The sequence below is a fragment of the Lutibacter sp. genome (assembly GCF_041596795.1).
GTDB lineage: Bacteria > Bacteroidota > Bacteroidia > Flavobacteriales > Flavobacteriaceae > Lutibacter.
In genome coordinates this window covers 1-15,770 of sequence record NZ_JBFHHX010000009.1, presented here as the reverse complement: position 1 = coordinate 15,770, position 15,770 = coordinate 1, and the positions used below count along the sequence as shown (strand labels likewise).

The 15,770-nt window shown below is 30.1% G+C and carries 13 protein-coding genes; 11 read left to right on the top strand and 2 right to left on the bottom strand.

Features of this window, described 5'->3' with window-relative positions:
- Nucleotides 1–31: 31 nt before the first annotated feature.
- The 7 genes from topA to ABY298_RS02255 all read left to right on the top strand — a co-directional run bounded on the left by topA (nucleotide 32) and on the right by ABY298_RS02255 (nucleotide 9,497).
- Nucleotides 32–2,515, top strand: a complete 2,484-nt coding sequence (gene topA / locus ABY298_RS02285; protein WP_372744373.1) for a type I DNA topoisomerase — start codon at nucleotides 32–34, stop codon at nucleotides 2,513–2,515.
- 49 nt (nucleotides 2,516–2,564) lie between these two features.
- Nucleotides 2,565–3,725, top strand: coding sequence for a formimidoylglutamase (locus tag ABY298_RS02280; protein ID WP_372744372.1), 1,161 nt, complete (start codon nucleotides 2,565–2,567; stop codon nucleotides 3,723–3,725).
- A 110-nt stretch (nucleotides 3,726–3,835) separates the two neighbouring features.
- Nucleotides 3,836–5,194 carry a gliding motility lipoprotein GldK gene (gene gldK, locus ABY298_RS02275; RefSeq protein ID WP_372744371.1) on the top strand — a complete coding sequence of 453 codons (1,359 nt, stop codon included), beginning with the start codon at nucleotides 3,836–3,838 and terminating at the stop codon, nucleotides 5,192–5,194.
- A 44-nt stretch (nucleotides 5,195–5,238) separates the two neighbouring features.
- A complete protein-coding gene (gene gldL, locus ABY298_RS02270) occupies nucleotides 5,239–5,886 on the top strand; it encodes a gliding motility protein GldL (RefSeq protein WP_372744370.1) in 648 nt (215 codons plus the stop codon).
- Nucleotides 5,887–5,932: 46 nt separating this feature from the next.
- A complete protein-coding gene (gldM, locus tag ABY298_RS02265) occupies nucleotides 5,933–7,462 on the top strand; it encodes a gliding motility protein GldM (protein ID WP_372744369.1) in 1,530 nt (509 codons plus the stop codon).
- Nucleotides 7,463–7,478: 16 nt separating this feature from the next.
- Entirely contained in the window at nucleotides 7,479–8,378 is a 900-nt protein-coding gene (gene gldN / locus ABY298_RS02260; RefSeq protein ID WP_372744368.1) for a gliding motility protein GldN, read from the top strand.
- Between the two features lie 72 nt (nucleotides 8,379–8,450).
- Nucleotides 8,451–9,497, top strand: coding sequence for an NAD(P)/FAD-dependent oxidoreductase (locus ABY298_RS02255; RefSeq protein WP_372744367.1), 1,047 nt, complete (start codon nucleotides 8,451–8,453; stop codon nucleotides 9,495–9,497).
- On the opposite strand, the gene ABY298_RS02250 is transcribed toward ABY298_RS02255, so the two are convergent.
- Nucleotides 9,457–9,870 (bottom strand): DUF983 domain-containing protein, encoded by a 414-nt coding sequence (locus ABY298_RS02250; RefSeq protein WP_372744366.1) that lies wholly within the window; start codon nucleotides 9,868–9,870, stop codon nucleotides 9,457–9,459. The genes ABY298_RS02255 and ABY298_RS02250 overlap by 41 nt on opposite strands.
- Before the next feature lie 113 nt (nucleotides 9,871–9,983).
- On the opposite strand from ABY298_RS02250, the gene ABY298_RS02245 reads away from it, so the two are divergent.
- The 3 genes from ABY298_RS02245 to ABY298_RS02235 are packed head-to-tail and all read left to right on the top strand — an operon-like array spanning nucleotide 9,984 to nucleotide 13,842.
- Nucleotides 9,984–11,903 (top strand): ABC-F family ATP-binding cassette domain-containing protein, encoded by a 1,920-nt coding sequence (locus ABY298_RS02245; protein WP_372744365.1) that lies wholly within the window; start codon nucleotides 9,984–9,986, stop codon nucleotides 11,901–11,903.
- Nucleotides 11,894–12,826: a 1-aminocyclopropane-1-carboxylate deaminase/D-cysteine desulfhydrase gene (locus ABY298_RS02240; protein ID WP_372744364.1), complete on the top strand. Its 933-nt coding sequence runs from the start codon at nucleotides 11,894–11,896 to the stop codon at nucleotides 12,824–12,826. The genes ABY298_RS02245 and ABY298_RS02240 overlap by 10 nt, the downstream gene beginning before the upstream one ends.
- A gap of 2 nt (nucleotides 12,827–12,828) precedes the next feature.
- The gene (locus tag ABY298_RS02235; RefSeq protein WP_372744363.1) at nucleotides 12,829–13,842 is read left to right on the top strand and encodes a glucosaminidase domain-containing protein; all 1,014 of its coding nucleotides are present in this window, start codon (nucleotides 12,829–12,831) and stop codon (nucleotides 13,840–13,842) included.
- Between the two features lie 85 nt (nucleotides 13,843–13,927).
- Here ABY298_RS02235 and ABY298_RS02230 read toward each other — a convergent pair whose 3' ends face one another.
- Complete coding sequence (locus tag ABY298_RS02230; protein WP_372744362.1) at nucleotides 13,928–14,383, bottom strand: Spy/CpxP family protein refolding chaperone; 456 nt, start codon at nucleotides 14,381–14,383, stop codon at nucleotides 13,928–13,930.
- 158 nt (nucleotides 14,384–14,541) lie between these two features.
- Here ABY298_RS02230 and ABY298_RS02225 point away from each other — a divergent pair.
- A partial coding sequence (locus ABY298_RS02225; protein ID WP_372744361.1) for a YgiQ family radical SAM protein occupies nucleotides 14,542–15,770 on the top strand: 1,229 nt, incomplete at its 3' end.

Genomic DNA, 15,770 nt, shown 5'->3' with positions numbered 1-15,770 from the left:
TATGGTGTAAGTTTAGAAAAAGAAATAATTTATGGCAAAAAATTTAGTAATAGTAGAGTCACCAGCAAAAGCAAAAACAATTGAAAAATTTCTTGGAAAAGATTTTCAAGTAGAGTCCAGCTTTGGTCATATTGCTGATTTACCTTCAAAAGAAATAGGAATAAATGTAGATGGTGATTTTATGCCAAATTACAAAGTGCCTTCGGATAAGAAATCACTTGTAAAAAAATTAAAAGATTTATCTAAAAATGCTGAAACAGTTTGGTTAGCATCCGATGAGGATCGCGAAGGAGAGGCTATTGCGTGGCATTTATTTGAGCAATTAAAATTAAAAGAAAATAATACAAAACGTATTGTATTTCATGAAATTACCCAAAAAGCCATTTTAAAAGCAGTTGACAATCCAAGAACTATAGATTATAACTTGGTAAATGCACAACAAGCACGTAGAGTTTTAGACAGATTAGTAGGGTACGAACTTTCTCCGGTTTTATGGAGAAAAGTAAAAGGAGGATTGTCAGCAGGTAGAGTGCAGTCTGTAGCTGTACGGTTAATTGTTGAAAGAGAACGCGAAATTATGAACTTTGTTCCGCAAGCATCGTATAAAGTGGTAGCGGAATTTTTAACTACAGAGGGAAAAAAATTTAAAGCTTCTATCCCTAAAAATTTTGAAACAAAAGAAGAAGCAGAAACTTTTTTAAAGTCATCAATAGGAGCAAAGTTTAAAGTTGATGATTTACAGAAAAAACCAGCAAAAAAATCTCCAGCAGCACCATTTACAACATCAACTTTACAACAGGAAGCATCCAGAAAATTAGGTTTTCCGGTAGCAAAAACAATGATGATTGCACAACGTTTATATGAGGCCGGTTTAATTACCTATATGAGAACGGATAGTGTAAATTTATCTGAAGATGCAAAAAATGATGCGCAGCAAGAAATAATTTCATCGTACGGAAAACAATATAGTAAGCCACGTAACTATAGTACAAAATCTAAAGGAGCGCAGGAAGCTCACGAGGCAATTAGACCAACAAGTATGAGTGAACATACTGTAAATGTTGATTTTGATCAAAATAGGTTATACGATTTAATTTGGAAACGAACCATTGCATCTCAAATGAGTAGCGCTCAAGTAGAACGCACAAATGTTAGAATTGCGAATAACAATAACGATAACATTTTTACTGCAAATGGTGAAATGATAAAGTTTGAAGGTTTTTTAGCTGTTTACTTAGAAGGAAATGACAATGAAGATGAAGAACAAGACGGTATGTTGCCAAAACTTTCCATTGGCGAAACCTTGGTAAACAAATATATTACAGCAACAGAACGATATACAAAAGGTCCTTATAGATTTACGGAAGCTTCTTTGGTAAAAAGTTTAGAAGAATTAGGAATTGGTCGTCCATCTACGTATGCACCAACTATTTCAACAATTCAAAAAAGAGAATACGTACAAAAAGGAACTATTGAAGGAGAAGATAGAAATTATACCGAGTTAAAATTGAAAGGTAAAGAGATTACAACTAAAATTTTAACTGAAAAAGTTGGGTCCGATAAAGGTAAATTAGTTCCAACAGATATTGGAAATATTGTAAACGACTTTTTAGTGGAGAATTTTGCAAGTATTTTAGATTTCGGATTTACAGCAAAAGTAGAATCTGAATTTGATGATATTGCCGAAGGAAAGGAAGATTGGATAAAAATGATTAAAGATTTTTATAAAAAATTCCATCCAAATGTAGAGCACGTTGCCGAAAACGCCGATAGAGCAAAAGGAGAACGTTTATTAGGAATAGATCCAGAATCTGGTAAAAATGTATATGCACGTTTAGGAAGATTTGGAGCAATGGTTCAAATTGGTGAAGCAACAGATGAGGAAAAACCTAAATTTGCAAGTTTACAAGGTGATCAAAATTTAACAACTATTACTTTTGAAGAGGCAATGGATTTATTTAAGCTTCCAAAAAAAGTTGGTAATTATGAAAAAAAGCCTGTTGAAGTTGCTGTAGGTAGATTTGGACCTTATGTGAAATTTGATGATATGTATGTTTCTATTCCAAGAGATGAAAATGCAATGGAAGTAGATTTAGAAAGAGCTATTGAATTAATTGAAGAAAAACGAGAAGCGGATGCGCCAATTGCAACCTACGAAAATCTACCAGTTCAAAAAGGAGTAGGACGTTTTGGACCATTTATAAAATGGAATAATATTTTTATAAATGTGAATAAAAAATATGATTTTGATAACTTATCTAAAAGTGATATTAAACAATTAATTGAAGATAAAAAGCAAAAGGAAATAGATAAAATTATTCATAATTGGCCAGAAGAAAAGATTACTGTAGAGAAAGCTAGGTGGGGAAGATCTAACATAATTAAAGGAAAAATTAAAATTGAATTAGCAAAAACAGTTGATGCTTCAAAATTAACGTTAGAAGAAGTAAAAGAACTAATTGAAAAAAATACACCTAAAAAGAAAACAACTAAAAGTAAAAGTAAAAAGAAATAATTTTTTTTATTACTTTGGTGCTGAAAAAGAAAAAATAGAACCCCTATAAATGAATTTCGAATATTTAAGTCCCGTTGACGATGCATTATTAATGCATTCTAAAATGCAAACCAATAAATCAATTGGGCAATGTATAGAAGTTTATACTTCGCAAAATAATTTTCCAAGTTTAGAAAATATTAAAATTGCCATTATAGGTGTTGAAGAAGATCGCGGAGCAGTTAATAATAGTGGTTCAGGTACTAATTTAGATTTTATCAGAAAAGAATTTTACGCGTTATATCCTGGAAATTGGCCTATAAATGTTGTTGATTTAGGGAATATTAAGAAAGGAAACACTATTGAAGATACTTATTTTGCCTTAAAAGAAATTGTATCAAGCTTATTAAAAATTAAAATTATTCCTGTAATTATAGGTGGTGGTCAAGACTTAACCTATGCAAACTACAGAGCATACGATTCTCTAGAGCAAACAGTAAATTTAGCTTGTGTAGATAATAAATTTGATTTAGGTTCCATAGAAGATGAGTTAAACTCTAAAACTTTTTTAAGTAAAATTGTTATGAACCAACCTTGTAATTTATTTAATTACTGTAACATTGGTTACCAAACATATTTTAATTCTCAAAATGAAATTGATTTATTAGAAAGTTTATTTTTTGAATCACACAGGCTAGGAGAAGTAACAAATGACTTGCAAATTGTAGAACCAGTTTTAAGAGATGCCGATATAGTAAGTATAGATTTATCTGCGATAAAAAATTCAGAAGCTCCTGCAAATTATAATGCTACACCAAATGGTTTTTCTGGGGCTGAAATTTGTGCAATTGCACGATATGCAGGCATAAGTGATAAGGTTTCTTCATTTGGAATTTACGAATACAATTCAAAATATGATAACAAAAATCAAACAGCTCAGTTAGTTGCTCAAATGATTTGGTATTTTATTGAAGGCGTTAATTATAGGGCAAATGATTACCCATTTGGGTTGAAAGATAATTATCAAAAATTTATTGTTCCTATTGAAAATGAAGTGCTAAATTTTTATAAAAGTAATAAAAGTGGAAGATGGTGGATGGAAATAAGTTTAAATGAAAGTAATAAATACAAAAGACATGCGTTAATACCTTGTACATATCAAGATTATATTAGCGCTACGGATCAGGAAATTCCAGATCGGTGGTTAAATACATTGAAAAAATTAGTATAAAAATTAAGTGAAAATTAAATTATATAGTTTAGTTTTATCACTTTGAAATAAATTATTGTTTTTTAAAATAAATAGTAATAGGTTTGTCTAAAAAGATTAAGTAAATTATTATGAGAAAAATATCGTTGTATATTTTATTAGCCTTATTTGTTTATAGTTGTGGGTCTAGTGACGAAGGAGAACTTGTAGGGGTAAGGTCTAAACGCGAATGGAATTCAAAAAAACCATTAGGAATGGTGTTAATTCCCGGAGGATCGTTTACAATGGGTAAAGAGGATGAAGATGTTGCTGGAGCGCTTAATTCGCCAGCAAGAACAGTCACTGTTAGACCATATTATATGGACGAAACAGAGATAACCAATTCAGAATACAAAGAATTTGTTACGTGGGTAAGAGATTCTATTGTAAGAACAAAACTAGCCTTGTTTTCAGAATTAATGTCTGATGATACCAACATTATTTTGGAAGATTACCAATTTAAAAATCCAGATACTTCTAGAATGACTCCTTATCAGAAATATATGATGAATAGTTATGGTAGTTTAGGTGATATTAATTCACCTCTTCAAGGAAGATCGTTAAATTGGGATGAAGATTTAATTTGGGAACCTAATGATTTTCCTGATATTTACTATTCTGAAGTGATGGATTCTCTTTACATTCCAATTGAAAACGGACTTGAAGGAAAAAGAATTATCGATACAAAAAAACTTAAATATAAATACTCTTGGTTAGATAGTGAATCTGCAGCCAGAAATAAAGGAGAAAGAAAAGACTTTATTAAACATCAAGTAATAGAAGTATATCCAGATACCACAGTATGGGTTAAAGATTTTAGTTATTCTTATAACGATCCTATGCACCAAGATTATTTTCATCATCAAGCATATAACGATTATCCAGTTGTTGGTGTTAATTGGGATCAAGCAAAAGCTTTTTGTAGCTGGAGAACTAAAAAGAAAAATAGCTTTTTAAGATCTAAGAAAAATGCTATTACTGTTCCATATTTTAGATTAGCAACAGAGGCTGAATGGGAATATGCTGCTCGTGGAGGTTTGCAATACGCAACATATCCTTGGGGTGGACCTTATACTACAAGTGATAGAGGATGCTTTTTAGCAAACTTTAAACCAAGTAGAGGAGATTATGCTGTAGATGGAGCCTTATACACTATGGAAGCAAAATCTTACAATCCTAATGATTATGGATTGTATAATATGGCTGGAAATGTTTCAGAATGGACAAACACAGCTTACAGCGAATCGTCTTATTATATTGGATCAACCATGAACCCAAATGTTGAAATAGATAAAAATAAAAGAAAAGTAATCCGTGGAGGTTCTTGGAAAGATGTAGCTTATTTTTTACAAGTAAGTACTCGTGATTATGAATATGCGGATTCAGCAAGAAGTTATATTGGTTTTAGAACTGTTCAAGATTTCTTAGGAACCAATATACAAGGAAAATAAATCAATAAAAATCAACCCAAACTTAACTATTAAAATTTCACGTTATGGCACAATCAAAATCAACTAAAAAATTATTTAATATGGCCTATGGGCTTGGAGCATCAGTAGTAATTATTGGTGCGCTTTTTAAATTAACCCACTTTCATATCGGTTTTTTAACTGGTGGAGTTATGCTTGCAATTGGGTTAGTTACAGAAGCAATAATTTTTGCTATATCTGCATTTGAACCTGTTGAAGACGACCTAGATTGGTCTAAAGTTTATCCAGAATTAGGTGGTGGAATGGCTAAAGAAAAAGATAAAAGCGATACCAAGGAAGCACAAACCTTATTATCACAAAAATTAGATGCAATGCTTAAAGAAGCAAAATTAGATGCTAATTTAATGCAAAGTTTAGGTGATAGCATACAAAATTTTAAAGGAGCAGCAGAAAATATTGCTCCAGCTGTAAACTCTATTGCTGCTACAACAAAATATAGTGAGCAATTATCATTAGCAGCTGCTCAAATGGAATCCTTAAATAGTTTATATAAAGTTCAATTAGAAAGTTCAACACGCCAAGCTGAAATAAATGAGCAAGTAGCTGTAAATGCAGGGAAGCTAAAAGAACAAATGGAATCATTAGCAACAAACTTATCTTCTTTAAATGGAGTCTATGGCGGAATGTTATCTGCTATGTCAAACAAAAAATAATTAGTTGTGTATTATAATTATTTATTAACAAAAAAAACTAATTAAAATGGCTTCAGGTAAATTATCAGCAAGGCAGAAAATGATCAACCTTATGTACTTAATATTTATTGCGATGTTGGCAATGAATATGTCTAAGGAAGTATTATCTGCTTTTGGATTTATGAATGAAAAATTAACAGTAAATAATGCTACTGCTGTTGTTAAAAACGATCAAATTTTGGCAAACTTGTCTACAAAAGCACAAGAACAACCAGAAAAATATGAATCTTTATATGAGTTAGCTAAAAAAGTTGATGTGCTATCTAAAGAGTTTAGTGACTATTTAGAGACAAAAAAAACTTATTTCCTTTCAGAGCATGAAAACAAAAAGGATTATGAGGCTATGGATAATTCTGGTATTGTAGATGAACACTTTTTTAAAGGTGATAAATATACAAAAGATGGTCAAAAATTTCTTGATATGATTAATGGATACAGAAATTCATTAAAAGAATTGTTAGGAGAAAAAAGTCCATTAACTAATAGTATAGTTGCAAGATTTGATACTTCTGATCAAAAAACAGAAGATGGAACACAGCCTTGGTTAAAAAATAGATACGAAGGGTTTCCTTTAATTTCTACGATTACTAATTTAACATCTATGCAAATGGATATTGAAACTACGCAATCTGAGATTTTTGGAACTTTATTAGGTGGTCAGTTAGAAAGTGATGTATCTATGTCTAACTATAGAACAATTTTAATTCCTGAAAAATCAGCTTTCTTTCAAGGTGAAAACTTTAAAGGAAAAATTGTATTAGGTAGATATGATGCTTCATTAAAACCTGAGCAAGTTGTAGTAAATGGAAGTGAAATTAAAACAATTCAAGATGGTGGAGCAATTTTAAACTTCCCTGCCGGAGCTGTTGGTGAAAGAGAAATTAAAGGTAAATTTGTTTTTATAGAAAATGGTAAACCTGTAGAAATTCCAATTGCTTCTAGCTATGCAGTAATTCCAAAACCAAATAGTGCGGTTATTTCGGCAGATAAAATGAATGTAGTTTATAGAGGTGTTCCTAACCCAATGACTATTTCAATTCCAGGTGTTCCAGATAACTTAGTTACTGCCAATGGCACTGGATTAAGTAAAGGTAGTGGAACTGGAAAATACATTATGACTCCTTCTACCGGAAACGAAGTTAAAATTAGTGTTTCAGGAAAATTACCTGACGGAACTTCGGTTAGTTCATCTCAAACTTTTAGAATTAAAGATATTCCTTCTCCAAACGGAACAATTAGAAAACAATTTGGATATGTTAAAATGCCAAGTTCAAGTTTAGAAAATTCTACTGTTGGAGCAGAATTACCAGATTTTGATTTTGATTTAAGGTTAAATACTACTGGATTTACAATTAAAGTTCCTGGACAAGGTGCAGTTGTTGTAAGAGGAGACAGAATGGATAGCGCTGCTCAAAAAGCAATTGCAAAAGCAAAAAGAGGAGATGTTGTTATAATATTTGATATAAAATCTTCGTTAATAGGTAATTCCTCTTACAAGATTAAAGATGCTTCGGCAGTAAGTATAGAAATTCAATAATAAAAAAATTATAAGAATGAATAAGAATTATATTTGGTCTTTTTTGGTTGTGTTTATGTTGGTAAATTCTTTATCAGCACAATCTAATTTATTAAATGCCAAAAAACCTTCTGATATTGGTAAAAAGACAATGGCACAAAAAGCAATTGACAATGATAAACCATTAGAATATGGATATATTGATGATAGAGATATTGTTTGGTCTAAAGTTGTTTGGGAATATATAGACCTAAATGAGCGTATTAATTTGCCAATGTATTATCCTGTTGATACATCTAATGTAACAATGGATAGAAGATCTTTATTTGATACTTTGTTAAGAGGTATTAGAAAAGGTGCTATAACAGAGGTGTATGATGATTCTTATTTTACAGCAAAAATGACAAAATCTGAAATTAATGCTAAGCTTTTTAGAATTGATACAACAGATGCAGGTTTTGATGAATTAAATGCTGGAAATAGAAATATTGATGAATATATTGACAAAATTAATTTAAGTTCTCAGGATATTGAAGGATTTAAAATTAAAGGTTTGTGGTATTTTGATAAACGCCAAGGAGAATTAAAATATAGGTTATTAGCATTAGCACCAGTTGCTCCAGATGTGCAAGTAATGGGAAGAGAAGATTTAGATATTACTGAACAACTTCCTTTATTTTGGGTTTGGTTTCCAGATGCTAGAAATATATTGCACGATATGAAAGTGTTTAATGAGAAAAACTCTGCATATCCTATTTCTTTTGATCATTTATTAAATGCACGTAGATTTAGTTCTATTATTTATAGAGAAGAAAATATTTATGGAGATAGAGATGTGGCTCATTATGTAAAAGGGAATTCTTTGTTCCAAGTAATAGAGTCTAACAGAATTAAAGACGAAATTAGAAATAAAGAATTAGATATGTGGAATTATTAATTCCATACTTTTTAAAACAAAAAACTCCTGCAAATTGCAGGAGTTTTTTGTTTTAATATATATTTGCTGTATATGAATGTAGATTATATTATTGTTGGTTTAGGTTTAGCTGGTTTAGCTTTTTCAAAAGAATTGGAAGCTAATAATAAATCATTTGCGGTATTTGAAAATAATTCGCAGAACTCATCAGTGGTAGCTGGAGGTGTTTATAATCCGGTTATTTTAAAAAGGTTTACGCCAGTTTGGGAAGCAAGCAATCAGCTTAATGTGGCTCTCCCTTTTTATCAGGAATTAGAAAATAAATTCAAAAAAAGGTATAATTTTCCCATTGATATTTTTAGAATTTTTAAATCTATAGAAGAGCAAAATAACTGGTTTGTTGCATCAGACAATCAGGCATTAAGTAATTATATGGTTTCTGAAATAAACCACTCGGCAATTGATGGAATTCAAGCAAATCACGGTTATGGAAAATTAGTAAATACAGGTTGGGTTGATACACAATTGTTATTAAATGATTATAGCGCTTATTTAAAAACTAAAAATGCTTTACTAAATGAAAGTTTTAACCATGCAGACGTAATTATTTCTGATGAAAATATTAAATACCAACATATAACTGCTACTAAAATTGTGTTTTGCGAAGGTTTTGGAATGCTGCAAAACCCATTTTTTAACTATTTACCAATGCAAGAAGCTAAAGGCGAATTGTTAATTATACACGCACCAAATTTAAAAGTTAATGCATTAATTAAAGCGGCTGTTTTTGTGTTGCCTTTAGGAAATGATTTGTATAAAGTAGGCGCAACTTTTAATTGGAAAGATAAAACTCAAAATCCATCGGAAGAAGGAAAAATAGAGCTTTTAGAGAAATTAGATACATTTTTAAATGTACCGTACAAAGTTGTTAAGCAGTTAGCCGGAATTAGACCAACGGTGAAAGATAGAAGACCTTTAGTTGGAACCCATCCGCACTATAAAAATTTAGCTATTTTAAACGGTTTGGGTACGCGTGGAGTTATAATTGCTCCAATTGCAGCTAAACAATTGTATAATTATTTAGAAAATGGAGTTAGCATTAATCCTGAGTATTCAATTCTTCGTTTTTTGAAAGATTAATAGCTTTTTTATCAAAATGAACAAAAATATTTATCCAAATAATTCGTGATAATCGAATGGTAATTGGTGCTGTTGCAATTAATATTATTACAATTGGAATAAAACTCTCTAATAAAGTTAAATTAAAAAACAATACCGAAATTGCAAATGTAATTATGGCTAAACCAACTGTTAAGCCGTAATTAACATACATTGCCCCATAAAAAAAAGAAGGCTCCATCATATATTTTAAACCACATTTAGAGCATCTTTCGTTCATTTGAAATGCTTTGTGAAGTTTAAATATATTTTTTTCTTTCATAAAATCTCCTTCCTGACATTTAGGACATTTATTAAATAAAATGCTATATAGTTTGGTTCCTTTTTTAATCATAACAAATGAAAATTTTTTATAATGATAACTTTAATTGAGTGCCAATTTTTTTTATAGTAAATTTGTACGTTTTTTTAAAACACATACAAAATTACACTAAATAATAAAAATAAATGCTTAACGTACATAATTTAACGGTTTCCTTTGCTGGTTCCGATTTATTTTCAGGGATAACTTTTAAATTGAATAAAGGGGATAGAATTGGATTAATAGGAAAAAATGGCGCGGGAAAATCTACCTTGTTAAAAGTAATTTCTAAAGATATTGAAAGTTCTGGTGGAACCATGGCTTTTGATAAAGATGTACGTATTGGATTTTTACGACAAGATATTGATTTTATTGAAGGACGAACAATTCTTGAAGAAGCATATCAGGCCTTTGAAGAGATTAAAGAATTAGAAGCAAAAATTGATCAAATTAACTTTGAACTTGCCGAAAGAACGGATTATGAAAGTGAATATTATCATGATTTAATGGTAAACCTAAACGAGTTTTCACATAGGTATGAGCTGTTAGGAGGTTATAATTATCAAGGAAATACCGAAAGAATTTTACAAGGATTAGGTTTTCAGCGAGAAGATTTTAATAAATTAACGGAAACATTTTCTGGTGGTTGGAGAATGCGTATTGAATTGGCAAAGTTATTATTACAAGATAATGATATTTTGTTGCTAGATGAGCCAACAAACCATTTAGATATTGAATCTATTATTTGGTTGGAAAACTTTTTAAAATCGTATGCAGGAGCTATTGTGTTAGTATCGCATGATAAAATGTTTTTAGATAATGTTACCAATAGAACTATTGAGATTTCATTGGGTAAAATTTACGATTATAAAAAACCGTACTCACAATTTTTATTATTGCGTGATGAAATAAAAGAAAAACAATTACAAGCTCAAAAAAATCAAGAAAAAGAGATTAAAGCAACACAACAGCTAATAGATAAATTTAGAGCCAAAGCAAATAAAGCTTCAATGGCACAATCTTTAATTAAAAAATTGGATAAAGTTGAGTTAATTGAAGTGGATGATGATGATAATGCCGTTATGAATATTCGATTTCAAGTATCTAAAGACCCCGGAAAAGTGGTTTTTGAAGCAGAAAATTTATCAAAAAGTTATGGTGATAAGCATGTATTAGAAAATGTTGATTTATTGATAGAACGCAATAGTAAAATTGCATTTGTTGGTCAAAACGGACAAGGAAAATCTACACTAGCAAAAATTATGGTTGGTGAAATTGCTCACGGTGGTCATTTAAAATTAGGGCACAATGTACAAATTGGTTATTTTGCTCAAAATCAATCGGAATATTTAGATCCTGAAAAAACAGTATTAGAAATTATGGAAGATGCTGCAACTGATGGAAATAGAGCAAAAGTAAGAGATATGCTTGGTTCTTTTTTATTTGGTGGAGATGCCGTAGATAAAAAGGCAAAAATGTTATCGGGTGGTGAAAGAAACAGATTAGCGCTTTGTAAATTATTGCTGTTGCCTTTTAATGTTTTAATAATGGATGAGCCTACAAATCACCTTGATATTGCTTCAAAAAATGTATTAAAACAAGCCTTAAAAAGCTTTGATGGAACTTTAATTTTGGTTTCACATGATAGAGATTTTTTACAAGGATTGGCAACTACAGTTTATGGTTTTAAAGATAAAGTTATAAAAGAATACTTAGGAGATATTGATTTCTTTTTAGAACAACATCAAATTGAAAATTTAAGAGAAGCTGAGAAAAGAACAGTTGTAGAAGCAAAACCAAAAGCGGAAAAAGTTGTAAAAACTCAGTTTTCAAAAGAAGAAGAAAAAGAATTAAAAAAGTTAAAAAATCAATTGTCTAAAATTGAAACTGAAATTGATACTTTAGAAAAAGAGATTTTAGAAATGGATGCTAAATTAGCAAAGGACTATGAAAAGACTGCTTCTGATGCTAAATTTTTTGAAACTTACGAGTCTAAAAAGAAGAAAATTGAAAAATTGATGGAAGATTGGACTGAAATTGAAGAAAAAGTAGCAAGTTGTTCTTAGATAATAGGTTAAGTAGGATTCAGGAAATTCGTTTTTCGGAAATAACAAACAAAAATGTTTCATTATTTATAAAAAGAGAAGACGAATTACATCCTTTTATTTCAGGTAATAAATTTAGAAAATTAAAATACAACTTATCTGAAGCTAAAGAGTTGGGGAAGTCTATATTACTTACTTTTGGCGGTGCATTTTCTAACCATATTGCAGCAACTGCAGCAGCTGGGTTTGAATTTAATTTTGAAACTATTGGAGTAATTAGAGGTGATGAGTTAGCAAATAATTTAGATGAAGTTTTAAAAAATAATGCAACATTAAAATTTGCGCACCAACACGGTATGAAATTTCATTTTGTATCAAGAAGCGATTACAGAAAGAAAAATTCCACTAAGTTTATTGCTAATTTAAATAATGAGTTTGGCGATTTTTATTTGGTTCCAGAAGGCGGAACAAATAATTTAGCGGTAAAAGGCTGTGAGGAAATTTTAACAAAAGAGGATGAAAAATTTGATGTTATTTGCTCATCAATTGGAACAGGAGGAACTATTGCTGGACTGATAAATGCTGCAAAAGAGCACCAAAATATTATAGGATTTCCTGCTCTAAAAGGAGATTTTTTAATTAATGAGATTCAGAATTATGTAAAAACCACCAAAAATTGGCAAGTAAATACAAATTATCATTTTGGTGGATATGCTAAAATATCTGAAGAATTAATTACTTTTATCAATAAATTTAAAAATGAAACAGGAATTCCTTTAGATCCTATTTACACAGGGAAAATGATGTTTGGAATTGTTGATTTAATTAAAAATGAGTATTTTAAAACCGGAACAAAAATAATTGCAATTCATACGGGCGGTTTACAAGGAATAAAAGGTATGAATGCTGTTTTAAAAAAGAAAAATTTACCCCAAATTATATGATTATGAGATTTTCAAGATTTTTAATTGCCGTTTTATCAATTATGGTTTTGGCTAGTTGTCACAGTAAAAAGCAAGTTGTGCACAAGCCAATTGCAAAAGCGCATCCAAAAGTGATAGAAAAGAACGAAGATGTTGTTACTAAAGAACAAGGCAATAGCAGTGATACTAATTCATTAATATTTAAATCAACAGAAGCGTATATTAACTATTTTAAAGATGCTGCTATTGAAGAAATGAAAATTTATAAAATTCCTGCAAGTATAACTTTAGCGCAAGGTATTATTGAATCTTCAAGTGGAAATAGTGAACTAACAAAAAGGTCTAACAATCATTTTGGTATTAAATGTCATAAAGAATGGGACGGTGATAGAACTTACCATGATGATGATGAAAAGGGAGAATGTTTTAGGGTTTATAAAGATCCTGCCAAATCTTATAGAGATCATTCATTATTTTTAACATTAAGATCTAGATACTCTGATTTGTTTAAATTAGATCAAGGAGATTATGTTGGATGGGCAAAAGGCTTAAGCGATGCTGGTTATGCTACAGACAGAAGATATCCAGCAAAATTAATTGGATTAATAGAGAAATTTGAACTACACAAATATGATACTCAAGTTTTAGGAAAATCGTATACTGTAAATTCAGGTTTGAAGGAAAAAATTGTATCAGAAAAAGTAGTTGCTAACGTGGCTAGTAAAAGTGGCTATCATACAGTAAATTATAACGATACGTTATTTTCAATAGCCAATAAATACGGAATTTCTGTAAATGAATTAAAAGAATTAAATAATTTAACTACCGATACAATTTCTATTGGTCAGAATTTGAAATATTCTAAAAATTCAGATACTTCGGTACAAGTTTCAACATTAAAAGAACATATTGTAGAAAAAGGTGATACGTTATACAATATTTCTAAAAGATATGGAATATCAGTAGAAGACTTAAAAAGGATAAATAATCTACAATCAAACGAACTTAGTATTGGACAATCAATATTAACTAAATAATAAAAAAACGCTGCAATTGCAGCGTTTTTTTATTAAATTAACTAAACTTAAATTTACTCATTTTGTAATGAGTTCTCGGATTGATTTAATTATTTCTTTGTGAACAATTATAATTATTATTGTTCATTTTATCAGATCGTTTGTTCATCCCCATTTGTCCCATATTTTTTTCCCATTTTTCATATTGATCTGCATTCAATATTTTTTTCATTGCAGCTTTTTGAGTAAGTTGTTTTTCTAATCGTAATTTTTCTCTATCAAATTTTTCATCAGCAGTTAGTTTTACTCCATCTTTTCGGTTTTTTTGGAATTCTTCTCTTTGAATTTCTCTTTCTTTGGCAGATGTCAACATTAATTTGTAAATTTCTTTTTGTTGACCTTCAGTTAAATCAAGTCTTAAAGTCATTTTTTTTGTTTGTAAAGTAGCCATTTGCTCAGGTGTATAATCAGAGCCTTGTCTGTTTCCTCCTTTTTTGTTTTGAGCATTCATTGTAAAAGATAGCATTAATACAAGTACTGTAAATCCAATTATTTTTTTCATAATATATAAAGTTTTAAAATGTTTTATGTTGGTAAGACTATTCTAAATTAGAAAGGTTTAATATGTTAACACTCATTAACATTGATTAACAAAAAGATAAAAACAATGCTAAAACTATTTTATTTAGAATAATTTAAAATAGTGTATTTTTGCAAAATATGATGAACAAACTTTCAGATTGGTTACCTACAACAAATAAAGAGGTGAAACTTAGAGGTTGGGAAGAATTAGATGTAATTCTTTTCAGTGGAGATGCCTATGTGGATCATCCGGCTTTCGGTCCTGCAGTAATAGGTAGGATTTTAGAAAGTTATGGATTACGAGTTGCAATTGTTCCTCAGCCAAGTGTAAACGATAATTTACAAGATTTTACTAAACTAGGAATTCCAAAATTATTTTTTGCAGTTACCGGCGGTTGTATGGATCCTATGGTAAGCAATTATACAGCAAGTAAAAGAAGACGAGACCATGATGCATACACGCCAAACGGAGACAAAGGTTTTAGGCCAGATTATGCAACTACTGTTTATACAAATATTTTAAAAGATAAATTTCCAGATATTCCGGTTTTAATTGGTGGAATTGAAGCCTCATTGCGTAGAGTTACACATTACGATTATTGGAGTGATACGCTAAAACCAACCATTTTAAAAGATTCTAAAGCCGATTTATTAGTGTACGGAATGGGAGAACAACCATTGCGTGAAATAGTAAATTTATTACAAAAAGGTGTTCCGTTTTCTAGTTTAACAACGGTAAAACAAACTGCTTTTTTATTAAATAAGGACGAAGAAATTCCGAAAAATAAAAATTGGAAGGATGTTACTATAAATTCTCATGAAGCTTGTTTAAAAGATAAAAAGGCATATGCCTCTAATTTTAAAGTAATTGAACAAGAATCTAATAAATTATTTGCGGATAGAGTTTTTCAAGATGTTGGAGATACAAAATTAGTTATTAATCCGCCTTTTGAAACAATGACAGAGGCTGAAATTGATGCTTCTTTCGATTTGCCTTTTACACGTTTACCACATCCAAAATATAATAAACGAGGACCAATTCCAGCGTTTGAAATGATTAAATTTTCCATTAATATTCATAGAGGATGTTTTGGAGGTTGTAGCTTTTGTACAATTTCTGCACATCAAGGAAAATTTATTGCTAGTAGAAGTCAAGAATCAATTTTAAAAGAAGTTGATAAAGTTGCAAATATGCCCGATTTTAAAGGGTATTTATCAGATATTGGCGGACCATCGGCAAATATGTACAAAATGAAAGGGAAAGTGCAAGAAATTTGTGATAGATGTGTGTCTCCTTCTTGTATTTCACCAGTAATTTGTCATAATTTAGATACCTCTCATAAACCATTAACTGAGCTTTATAAAGC